The sequence below is a fragment of the Thermococcus cleftensis genome (genome assembly GCF_000265525.1).
Classification (GTDB): Archaea; Methanobacteriota_B; Thermococci; order Thermococcales; family Thermococcaceae; genus Thermococcus; species Thermococcus cleftensis.
In genome coordinates, this window is the sequence record NC_018015.1 from 374000 (window position 1) to 385506 (window position 11507).

The following is an 11507-nucleotide window of genomic DNA, read 5'->3' on the forward strand; positions in this document are numbered from 1 at the left end:
TAAGTAATTCTTCCAGGGGATTGCCTTGAGGACGAACATATTGCCCTTCGGCATAGGACTCATACTGTCCAGCATTCTCGCGATCCTGGTGGGATACCCTGGCGCCGGACTGTTCCCCGGAGTCATCGGCTCCCTCGTCATGTTCCCCTAGGCCCTTGCGGACGAAAAGCCGAGAAAGGAATGGACCAAGGAGTAACTTTATAACTCCTCTCTCCCTTCTCCCACCGGTGAGGAGAATGAACGTGGAGGAGCTAATCTGGAAGTACGCGCTCATAAACGCTTACACCCACAAGGGGAAGGCAAACCCCAAGGCCGTTATCGGAAAGGTTCTCGGTGAGAACCCAGAGCTCAGGCCAAAGGCGAGGGAGATAATCCCGCTCGTGAACGAGGTAGTCGAGAAGGTTAACGCCCTCTCGCTCCAGGAACAGGAGGCAAAGCTGAGGGAGCTTTACCCCGAGTTCTTCGAGGAGAAAAAAGCAGGGAAAGAGGAAAAGAAAGGCCTCCCACCCCTCCCGAAGGCCGAGAAAGGAAAGGTCGTTACACGCTTCGCCCCCAACCCCGATGGAGCCTTCCACCTCGGGAACGCGAGGGCCGCTATTTTGAGCCACGAGTACGCTCGTATGTATGACGGTAAATTCATACTCCGCTTCGACGACACAGACCCTAAGGTGAAGAGGCCCGAGCCGATTTTCTACGAGTGGATTAAAGAGGACCTCGAGTGGCTCGGCTTCAAGATTGATGAGGTGCACATCGCCAGCGACAGGCTCGAAATCTACTACGACTACGCGGAAAAGCTGATTAAGATGGGAAAGGCCTACGTCTGCACCTGTCCGCCGGAGAAGTTCCGCGAGCTAAGGGACAAGGCCATCGCCTGCCCCCACAGGGACGAGCCGGTTGAGGTTCAGCTCGAGCGCTGGAGGAAGATGCTGAACGGCGAGTACAAAGAGGGCGAAGCGGTAGTTAGAATAAAGACCGACCTCAAGCACCCGAATCCAGCGGTTAGGGACTGGCCGGCGCTGAGGATAATTGACAACCCCAATCACCCGAGAACGGGCAACAAGTACCGCGTCTGGCCGCTCTACAACTTCGCCTCTGCCATAGACGACCACGAGCTGGGCGTTACCCACATCTTCCGCGGACAGGAGCATGCAGAAAACGAGACGAGGCAGCGCTACGTCTACGACTACTTCGGCTGGGAATACCCGGTAACGGTTCACCACGGGAGGCTGAGCATTGAAGGCGTTATCCTCAGCAAGTCGAAGACGAGGAAGGGCATTGAAGAAGGAAAATACCTCGGCTGGGACGATCCGAGGCTCGGAACGATTAGGGCCCTGAGGAGGCGCGGGATAAGGCCGGAAGCTATTAGAGAGCTAATCATCGAGGTCGGGCTGAAGAGGAGCGACACGACGGTGAGCTGGGACAACCTCGCAGCGATAAACAGGAGAATCGTCGAGCCGATAGCGAACCGCTACTTCTTCGTTGCAGACCCGGTTCCGATGTATATTGAGGGCTATGGCGAAGAGTTCACGGCCGAGATACCACTCCACCCAGATTACCCCGAGAGGGGCGTTAGAAGGCTTAAGTTCACACCTGGGAAGCCGGTCTACGTCTCGAAGGACGATATGGAGCTCTTCAAGCCCGGGAACTTCGTAAGGCTCAAGGATCTCTTCAACGTCGAAATCATCGAGGTGAGCGAAGAGGGGATTAAGGCAAAGTTCCACAGCGTTGAGTACGAAATAGCTAGGGAGAACAGGTGGAGAATGGTTCACTGGGTCACAGAGGGGAAGCCATGCGAGGTGTGGGTGCCCCAGGGAGAGGAACTCGTGATAAGACACGGCCTCCTCGAAAGCGACGCCAATGTGAAAGTTGATGAGGTCGTTCAATTCGAGCGCTTCGGCTTTGTGAGGATAGACGAGGTAAAAGATGGAAAGGTGAGGGCGATCTTCGCCCACAAGTGATGCTCTCTTCTCCTCTGCTTTTGATTTTGAAGATAAAAAGACGGGGAAGAATCAGGCGCTCTTCTGTGGGACCAGACTGTCCCCAAAGAGACCGAAGAGCACGACTATCGCCGCAAGGATTCCGGAGACTATGTACACTCCGCCGGCCCTGAATACACCGAAGAAGGCGTAGAGACCACCCACCGCCAGGATAAGTGCGCTTATTGCAATGACTGCCATTGCCGGAGTCGAGAGCTTCTCCTTTGAGGACACCACTGGATAAAGCTCGTATATAGCCGTGAAGAAGGTCGCGACGACGACGGCCTTGAGGATCATGTCCGCTATAGTTGGCGGGGAGTCAAAGATTCCTATGAGGAGCGACGCACCGATTAGGTAGGTTGCGGCCTTGCTCCTGCCGACTCCAAGGAGGGACTCGATGATCTGGAGACCAACCTCAGCCGTTGGAAGCAAGCTGGTCACTCCAGCGAAGAACGCAGATAGGCCTATGAGGAGCAGCAGAGTCTGGTAGTCGGCCAGTATGTCCGGCAGATCTCCAAGCATCTGAATGGCTCCCTCTTCGCCACCGTAAACGTACTGGATAAGTCTCTCGGGAGTCGTGGGTGCGATGGCGTAGACGACTATCACCGTGGAAAGGACACCGATGAGCAGTTGAATCAGGATCCCAGTTCCGATTATGACCTTGGCGTTGAAGCGCTCGTTGATGAAGCTGCCGAGCATCAGGTAGAAGGCAAATCCAAGACCGACCCCATAGATGGCTCTCTCCGCCGCGGCCTTTATCATGGCAAGGTTTATGTCATGTCTGGCAACCATCATGTGCTTGGCTATACCAAGGAACGATGCATTCTCTGGTATCTGAGTCTTAAAGGCAAAGGCTGTGATGAAAACAGCAACAACGAAGATTATCGAACCGAACGCCATTATCGCGAAGGTCTTCTCCTTGGCCCTGGTGAGTATCAGGAAGACTATGGCGAACATTAGTATCTTCGCTACCAACCTGGCTACAGTTCCCGTGCCGAGAACCGGCGAGAGCACCGTCAGCATGGTGTTGGCAGTGTAGTATGACAGGAACATCGCTACAACCACGAAGATAGACAGCACCATCGCTGGCCTCTTGGAGACCTTATTGTACAGCTCGACGAAGTAGTAGCCGGACTTCATGACGGTCTCCGCCTCGAGTATGGCCACATAGGTCAGTATTGCCAAGAACACTATGTACACTGCCATTCCCGTTATGCCGTACTGGAGCCAGAACTGGGGAAACAGCCCTATGCTACCAATGCCGGTGGCGAATCCGGCCACCAGGAATATCAGATACAGGGTCCACTTCTTCACTTCATCCATGATTTCACCCCCAGAGGGTCGTTCAAACTTTACAATGAACGCTTCCAGTTAAAAATATGTCCCCTCAATAGGGAAAGTCCAAAAGTTCCAACGGGTATTCTTAGGTACAATACAGTGCAAAGATGAAACAAAAGGGAAAAATCAACGGTCAATGGCTTTCCACTTAACCAATCCCAGCAGGAACCTGTGGGGGAGCTTCTCGTGGTGCGGGTAAACGCGGAGGGCGTAGTGCCAGCAGGGGTCGCCGAGGTGCCCCAGCGCGCTCCCCTCGTAGGTGTAGAGCCACCTGCCCTCTCCAATCTTCACGGGGTGCCTCAGCTCCACGATGTGGGGCTTCTCGACGTGATACCCCTCGGCCCTGACGCCGTAGTAGAGCTCGACGCGGACGTCCTCAGGTTTAAGGCCGTCGAGGATCACCTCGACCTCGAGCTTCCCGTCCCCGATCCTGACGTCGCCGAACTCAACGCCGTGCCAGGATTCCATCACCCTGTCCTTCCAGGCCGCTATCTCCCTCGCGCCCCGGTAGTTTTCCCTCGTGAGCCAGATGTGGTTGCTCATGGCCTTGGAGTAAAAGCGGTCCATGTACTCTTTGACCATTCTGTGTGTGCTGAAGCGCGGGGCTATGCTCTTGATGCTCTCCTTCATCATGTATATCCATCTCTCCCTGTTGCCGTAGTAGGTCGGGATTATCTCCCTCTCCAGGAGGTCGTAGAGGGCCTGGGCGTCCTTGACGTCGTCCTCCTCTGTCTCAGGCTCGGTGCTCTCCTCGCCGATGACCCAGCCGTTCTTGCCGTTGTAGCCCTCGACCCACCAGCCGTCGTAGATGCTCGCGTTTAGAACACCGTTCAGGCCGGCCTTCATTCCGCTCGTCCCGCTCGCCTCCATCGGCCTGCGCGGGTTGTTGAGCCAGACGTCAACACCAGCGACCATAAGTCTCGCGCTCCCCATGTCGTAGTTCTCCATGACGAATATCTTGCCCCTGAACTCGGGCATCTGGGAGACCTCGTAGACCCTCCGCAAGAACTCCTTGCCGGCCTCGTCGCGCGGGTGAGCCTTGCCGCCGAAGACTATGTAGACCGGCCTCTCCGGGTCGTTGAGTATCCTCCTCAGCCTCTCGAGATCCGTGAAGAGAAGCGTGGCGCGCTTGTAGGTGGCGAAGCGCCTGGCGAAGCCTATTACAAGTGCGTTCTCGTCGATGTTCGGCAGTGGGTCGTTCCTGCCGAGGCGCTGGTTCCTCTGCATTACCTTCCGCCTGAGCAGTTCGATGAACTGCCTCTTTGCCTCGAGGTGGGCCTCCCAGAGCTCCCCGTCAGGAATCCTCTCAACGGCGTACCAGATGCCCTCGAGGTTCGTGTGCTCGCGCCAGACCTTCCCGATGTAGCGGTCGAAGAGCTTGCGCATCTCGTTGTGGACCCAGGTCATGGTGTGGACGCCATTGGTTATGCCCTCAATGGGTATCTCCTCTATCGGAACGCCGGGCCAGAGGTCCTTCCACATACGCTTGCTGACCTCGGCGTGGAGCTGGCTCACGCCGTTCACGTAGCTCGACGTCCTTATGGCCAGGAGGGTCATGTTGAGCTGGTCGCCCTCCCTGCCAAGCTCGAGGAGCTCTTCCCTTCCCTCGAGGAACTTGGCCAGCCTCTTCTTAACCTCTTCAATCGGGAACCTGTCGTGACCAGCAGGAACGGGCGTGTGGGTGGTGAATATCGTCGTTCCGCGGACTATGCTCAGGGCCTCCGTGAAGGTAAGCCCTTCCTCCATGTACCAGGCCATTCTCTGTAGGTTCGCAAAGGCGGGGTGACCTTCGTTGAGGTGGACGACGCCTGGCTCAATGCCAAGCCTGCGAAGGAGGCGCATTCCGCCTATACCGAGGAGGATCTCCTGCTTTATCCTCTTGTCCATCTCGGCGTTGTAGAGGTAGTCACATATCGTCCTGTCGTCGGGGCCGTTCTCGGGAACGTCCGTATCGAGGAGGTAAATCTTGACCCTCCCGACCTGAACCTCGAAGGCCCTCGCGTAAACGACCCTATCCTCTATCGGAACCTCAATGAGGAGGGGCTTTCCGTCCCTGTCCAAGACCGGCTTTATCGGCATCTCCTCCGGTCTGTACTCCGGGAATATCTCGACCTGCCTCCCGTTCCCGTCAATCTCCTGGCGGAAGTAGCCGTGCTTGTAGAGCAGGCCGACCGCTATGAAGGGCAAGCCAAGGTCGCTGGCGGTCTTGACGTGATCTCCGGCCAGAATTCCCAAGCCGCCGGAGTAAATCGGCAGGCTCCTGCTTATGCCGTACTCCATGCAGAGATAGACAATCGGCTTGTCCCACTTGGGGTAGTTGGTGGAGAACCAGGTCGAGTCGGGGTTCATGTAGGCCTCGAACTGGTCCATGACGAGTTCATAGAGGTTCATGAAGTCGTCATCACGAAGGAGCTCTCTGAACCTGGATTCAGGGGTATCTAGCAGGAGCTTAACCGGGTTCTTGTGCTCCCACCACAGCTCTGGGTCTATTCTCTCCCAGAGCCTGGTTGCTCTCCTGTTCCAGCTCCACCAGTAATTGTAGGCCAACTCGGCCAGTCCCTTCAGAGGGTGAGGGAGCTTCTCCCTGATTGTATCGTGCACGCGTTCAACTTCGGCCATGGCAACCACCATATATCATTCTGGGTGATACTTAGTTATCGGCGACCTTAAAAAGTCTTGCCGCTCGGCGTTTGCCGAAAAGAGGAGAGAAAAGTCAGGCCCCCTCAAAGGTGAAGGGGCTGATGTAGTCGCCGTACCTTTCCCTCGCCTCAAGGAGCCTCTTCCTTTCCTCCTCGAGAACCTCGAAGAGCTCCTCCGGAACCTCTTTGACCTGTTCGCGGTAGATCTTCTCTATCCTGTCAATCTTGGCGAGCAGTTCCGGAACCCTTATCGTGAACTGCTTCTCGTAGGCCTCCCTGCTGTAGTCCTTGTTGAGGACCTCCCTGAAGAGCCTCTTTAAGTCCTCGTACTTCGGAATGTAGCCTATCGGCGTCTCTATGGCATCGACATCGCCGTGAACCCTAAGCTCCATCCACTTGAGCCACACCGCTTTATCGAGCTTGTGGTTGAGCCAGTTGCCGTTCTCGTCGCGGAGGAAGTAGTTCACCGCGAATATCTTCGGGGCCCTCCTCAGCTTCTCCCCGAACCGCAGGTAGTTCCTGATGTAGTCGCCGAGCGGAACGCTCATGAAGTCGAGTATCGCCATCGGGTTGAAGGCCCTTATCCCCTCCTTTCCGAGCGTTGCCGCTGTGGTCTCGCTCTCGAGTGAAGCCCCCATCGTTATGACGCCGTGCTTCCAGTCGAAGGCTTCCCTGACAGGGGGCCAGGTATCCCTGTCCCTCCCCCCGAAAATCATTCCCCCCACTTCAACTCCACACGGGTTCTCAAGGGCTTCAAGATCGACGTTCGGGAAGTGCTCGAGCGAAACGGTGAAGCGGGCGTTCTTGTGGCTGGGCGGTATCTCGTTCCCTTCCGCATCTTTCTTGCCCTTCCACCACTTCCCGCTGTGGTTCTCGCCCTCGTCGGGAATCTCGATTCCCATCTCGTTCCAGTAGGGCCTTCCGTCCTTGACGAGGACGTTGGAGAAGATTATCTCGACCGGGGAGTGGAGAACCTGCCAGATTATCGGGTCGTCCTCCGGGTTCACGCCCTGGATTATGCCGAAAACTCCTTTCTCTACGTTCGCACCCCTAGCTACGCCGTTCACGGGGAGGATGAACGTCAAATCGTCGCCGACTATGTTCTCCCAGGGTATCATGGCCGTTGAGGTCTTCCCGCACATACTCGGATAAGCACCCGTGAAGTAGGTCTTCCTGCCGTTCGGGCCGTTTACCCTCATAAGGAACATGTGCTCGCTGAGCCAGCCCTCCCTTACCGCTTTCTGAATCGTGAGCCTGAAGGCGAGCTTTTTCAGGCCGATTGTGTTTCCTCCGTACTGGGTGTTCACGGAATATACGGTCTCGTCGAGAAGGTCGATGTAAATCCTCCTCTTATCGAGGTTCCTGCTTGTCTTCCTCTCGTCGAGCTCTCCAGCCGAATGGACGAAGCGGAAGAAGCGAGCGTTTCTGCCCAAGCGCTTGAACTCCTCATAGCCCTTCCTGTAGAGAATGAACTCCGAGTGGGCAACGTAGGCCGAGTCGGTGAGCTGAACGGCCGGGATCGTGAATATCGAGTTCTTGGGCCCAAGAACGAAGAAGCAGACGAACAGCTCCTTGCCACGCATAACTCCCCTCATGAGCTCCCTTATCTCCCTGAGCCCCTCATCTCTGTCTTTCGTGTTGAGGAATGGAATCTCCTTTCCACCCGGGACGAGGAGCTTGGTGTTGGCCTTGTCCCTCGCCTGGTCGTAGTAGTTGTCGTAGTGAACAGTGTGGTTGGGCGTTTCAAGCATCTTTTCCTCGCCGTAGTAGAGGGCCTTCCAGCGGACGTACAGCTCGTCCTCCTCGCTGTCGGTGCAGACGAAGACCTTGCTCGGCTCGAGCCACTCAATCCACTCCGCCAGAAAAGCGTGAAGCTCGGGGTTGTCGATGGCCTTTATCTTTTCGAACTGCTCCCGTTCAAGGAGCCTTTCAAGCCTCTCAAGGGCGTTCATGGTATCGCCTCCGGAAAGAGTTGAGCGATGCCTTAAAATAGTTTGCCGGGGAAATTTAGTTCGGTGATGCTCCCATAAGTTCAGTGATGAATGGCGTGCGCAAAGTATATTAACGGGCAGTGATACATTCAGGTGGTGCGCGTGATGAAGGCAGTCATTCTAGCCGGCGGAAGGGGAACCAGACTGCTTCCCCTCACAGTGTACAGGCCTAAGCCGATGATACCCTTCTTCAACAGGCCCCTGATGGAGTACGTCCTCCAGAGCCTCATAAAGGCCGGTGTCGATGAGGTCTACGTCCTGGTAGGCTACTTGAAGGAGCGCATAATGGATTACTTCGGCGACGGGAGTGAGTGGGGGGTTGAGATTCACTACTCCAACGGCGATAACATAAAGCTCGGAACCGCGGGGGCCACCAAGAGGGTGGTAAAGCATATGGACGATACCTTCTTCGTCGTTTCGAGCGATGTCCTCACCAATCTAGACATGACGGCTCTCTACAAGTACCACAGACAAAAGAAGGCCCTCGCCACGATAGCCCTCTCGCAGGTGGACGAGCCTACCCAGTACGGCATAGCCATAGTGAACAACGACGGAAGAATTCAACAGTTCAAAGAGAAGCCAAGGCCGGAGGAGGTCTTCAGCAACCTAGTCAATGCCGGAATCTACGTATTCGAGCCAGAAGCCTTTGATCTCGTCCCAAAGGGCAGGAACTTTGACTTTTCCAAGGACCTGTTCCCAAGAATGCTGGAAAACGACCTGCCCCTCTACGGCTTCCCTTTCAGGGAGTACTGGAACGACGTCGGCAGGCCTTCCAGCTACCTCCAAGCCACCGAGGACGTCTTTCTGGGAAGACTGATGCTTCCGCACGTAAGGACCGAGAGTCTGAAGGGCAACCTCGAGTATGGAGGGGCGCTCTTTACGGGAAGGCGCTGTGTCTTGAGACGGCCAGAAATCAGAGGCTTCGCGGTCCTAGGCGATGATGTGGAGATAGGCAGAAACGTTAAAATAGAGCGTTCGGTGATATTTTCGGGTGCCGTCATAGAGGAGGGAACTGAGATAAGGGAGGCCATAATCGGGGAAAACGTCCACGTGGGAAAAGGCGTTGTTATACAGCCTGGCAGCGTTATAGGTGACAACACGCTCATAGAGGACTTCAGTAAGATCGGATCCAACGTCAAGATCTGGGTGGAGTCCCGGATTGGAAAGGAGAGCATAATACTGCCCGATTGAGGTGATGAAAGTGGAGGTGTACTACTCCCCAAGGTTCAACCCCGAGGAGCTCGCCCTTCTTGGAAGGGCCATAGGGACCATATCGCACGGGACGATAATAGTCGGAAGGGACGGAAGGGCCATATCGAGGTACGGAAAGAGGGCGATGGTGGTTGGAATAGTGAGCACGGGCTCGACGATAATGGACGTCCGCCTGATTCCCCTCATAGCCCTCAAGGACTTCGCCATGAGAAAGGGCCTGCCCCTGGCTTACGTCTACTACTACGGCGGCGTCCGCGTTTACGTCAGCGGAATAGACGGCGACGAGATAAACGCCATTCTCGAGAGCAGGAGCTTCATCGAGGCCCAGCCGAACGACATAGGGGCGACCGTTTACTACCCCAACGCCCTCGATGATTTCCTGCACGAGATATTCAAGCACTACAACTTCCGCATCGAGGGTAAAGCCCTTGTTGATGCCATGAACACCCCCGCGGTGCTCTTCTTCCCGCGCATGAGCGACCACTTCGGCTTCGATGCCGAGCTTATAAACGATATGATGACCAGCTACCTGCCTCCCAAGCCAAAGGAGGTCTTCATACACAAACTCCAGAAGGGAGACTACGACTTTGGACTTCGCTTCAGGCCAGAGGGGGTTGTGGAGTTCTACAGGGACGGCGAGGAGTTTGAGTTCGGAAGCATGTGGAAGCTGCTCGACCACATGAAGAAAAACCTCTGAATTTTTTGATTCTTTTTAAATCCCCCTTAAAAATTTTCACGGAAAAGCGTTAAAAGGGGCTTTCCGTTATCCACCACGTTCATTTTGGGGGTGACACCTGTGGGAATGTTCATTGTCATCGAGGGCATCGATGGTGCAGGAAAATCAACCCAGGCGAAGCTTCTCGCCGAGTGGTTCGAGAAAAAGGGACACGAAGTCGTCCTGACGAAGGAGCCAACCGATACCGCCTTCGGAAAGCTCATCAGGAAACTCGTTCTGACGGGTGGAAAAGAGGGCATCATAGACGGTGCCAGGATAAGCCACGAGGCGGAGGCTCTTCTTTTCGCCGCCGACAGAGCCGAACACGTTGCCAAGCTGATAAAGCCCTCGCTCGAGGCTGGTAAAATAGTCATATCCGACCGTTACTTCTACTCCTCGCTCGCATACCAGTGGGCGCGGGGACTCGACCTCGAGTGGCTGATAGACTTAAACCGCTTTGCCATAAGGCCGGACCTCGTGATTCTTCTCGATCTTCCAGTGAAGGAGAGTATGAAGCGCATAAACGGGCGGAGCATAAAAACCGAGTTCGACAAGATAGCGGAGCTCCAGAAGAGGGTGCGCGAGAACTATCTCAAGCTAGCGGAGCGCTTCCCAGAGATCAAGATAGTAAACGCCCTCGCGAGCGTCGAGGACATTCACAACGACATAGTGGCCCTCGTCGAGCACGAGCTGTCGCTGAGGTAAGGGGGTCGGCCAGTGCCAGTCTCATCATAGGTAGCGGTCAGACCGGTAAACGCTCGTCATTCCCTCCCTTTCCTTGACGGTTGCATTTTTAAAAGGTTCACCCCAATGATTTTCGGCCGATGACGAGCGTTAGCCACGCTGACGATGATGACAAGAGGGTTAGCCGAGGCCCCTTCTACCGTCTCTGTTTTCACACCCCGCCACAGATCTCAAAAAGGCCTTCAGGAATTCTACGCCGGCTTCGTTGTTGGCGGCCCCGGGGTGGAGTGAAAGGAAGAACGTCCCCCGCGTAAATGCACTGGAGGCCCTGGCGCTGGCCAGTTGGTAGTCGAGAAGGGGTTCTGGGAGATACCACGTGTACTCGCGGTTGTAAATCGGCTCAGCGGTTCCATTGGGGAAGTAGATAAAGTCCTCACCGATGACGGTTATGTTGTGGTCGAGGAGAACACCCAGGGCGGGCTTTGAAAGGGAGTAGCGAGGGGCTATGAAGTACTCGGGAGTCGCGTTGATGACCGCCAGAGCATCAAGGCCGAGCTCGAGCTTTCTCCCCGCGGTGCTCGCGTTGCAGTCGAACTCGTCCCCAACGTGGGTGTAGCCGTGGAGTTCCACGTGGTAGCCCTCGCGCTTCAGCCCTTCAATGAAGTCCATAAAAGCCTTGTACTTCCACATCGGCATCTTTCCGCCGTGGTCGGGAATCACGAAGAGGTAGGTCTCGTTCTGAAGGCCGTATTCATCTATGAGGGCTGTTATCTCTTCGAGCTGGGGAAGGTAGGCGGGGCTGACGTCGTGGATGAGAATCGCAAAGCGGCCGAAGGCCGGGAGATAAGCTGGACTGCCAAGGGAGCTAGAGGAGAGCAGGACGAGAAACAGTACCGCGAACACCTGAAGCCTCTTCATCAAAGAGAGAAGGAAAGAAGGCGTAAAAACCTTT

General features: G+C 55.5%; 9 protein-coding genes. 5 read left to right on the top strand and 4 right to left on the bottom strand.

Going from position 1 to position 11507, the window contains the following annotated elements; all coding sequences use genetic code 11:
* The first annotated feature begins 25 nt into the window (after positions 1–25).
* Together CL1_RS10880 and CL1_RS02095 are read left to right on the top strand one after the other, a co-directional pair.
* Positions 26–151 (top strand): hypothetical protein, encoded by a 126-nt coding sequence (locus CL1_RS10880; protein ID WP_257719860.1) that lies wholly within the window; start codon positions 26–28, stop codon positions 149–151.
* An 85-nt stretch (positions 152–236) separates the two neighbouring features.
* Complete coding sequence (locus tag CL1_RS02095; RefSeq protein ID WP_014788262.1) at positions 237–1958, top strand: glutamate--tRNA ligase; 1722 nt, start codon at positions 237–239, stop codon at positions 1956–1958.
* A 51-nt stretch (positions 1959–2009) separates the two neighbouring features.
* Here the strand turns inward: CL1_RS02095 and CL1_RS02100 are convergent, their stop codons facing one another.
* The 3 genes from CL1_RS02100 to CL1_RS02110 all read right to left on the bottom strand — a co-directional run bounded on the left by CL1_RS02100 (position 2010) and on the right by CL1_RS02110 (position 7905).
* Positions 2010–3299, bottom strand: coding sequence for a sodium-dependent transporter (locus CL1_RS02100; RefSeq protein WP_014788263.1), 1290 nt, complete (start codon positions 3297–3299; stop codon positions 2010–2012).
* A 141-nt stretch (positions 3300–3440) separates the two neighbouring features.
* A complete protein-coding gene (gene malP / locus CL1_RS02105) occupies positions 3441–5933 on the bottom strand; it encodes a maltodextrin phosphorylase (protein ID WP_014788264.1) in 2493 nt (830 codons plus the stop codon).
* A gap of 94 nt (positions 5934–6027) precedes the next feature.
* Positions 6028–7905 (bottom strand): phosphoenolpyruvate carboxykinase (GTP), encoded by a 1878-nt coding sequence (locus CL1_RS02110; RefSeq protein WP_014788265.1) that lies wholly within the window; start codon positions 7903–7905, stop codon positions 6028–6030.
* A gap of 144 nt (positions 7906–8049) precedes the next feature.
* Between CL1_RS02110 and CL1_RS02115 the strand changes: the two genes are divergently transcribed.
* The 3 genes from CL1_RS02115 to tmk all read left to right on the top strand — a co-directional run bounded on the left by CL1_RS02115 (position 8050) and on the right by tmk (position 10576).
* Positions 8050–9135: a sugar phosphate nucleotidyltransferase gene (locus tag CL1_RS02115; protein WP_014788266.1), complete on the top strand. Its 1086-nt coding sequence runs from the start codon at positions 8050–8052 to the stop codon at positions 9133–9135.
* Positions 9136–9145: 10 nt separating this feature from the next.
* Positions 9146–9853 carry a phosphohexomutase domain-containing protein gene (locus CL1_RS02120; protein WP_048151777.1) on the top strand — a complete coding sequence of 236 codons (708 nt, stop codon included), beginning with the start codon at positions 9146–9148 and terminating at the stop codon, positions 9851–9853.
* 105 nt (positions 9854–9958) lie between these two features.
* Positions 9959–10576, top strand: coding sequence for a dTMP kinase (tmk, locus tag CL1_RS02125; RefSeq protein ID WP_014788268.1), 618 nt, complete (start codon positions 9959–9961; stop codon positions 10574–10576).
* Positions 10577–10735: 159 nt separating this feature from the next.
* Here the strand turns inward: tmk and CL1_RS02130 are convergent, their stop codons facing one another.
* Entirely contained in the window at positions 10736–11473 is a 738-nt protein-coding gene (locus CL1_RS02130; protein ID WP_048151780.1) for a DUF2334 domain-containing protein, read from the bottom strand.
* Positions 11474–11507: the final 34 nt, after the last annotated feature.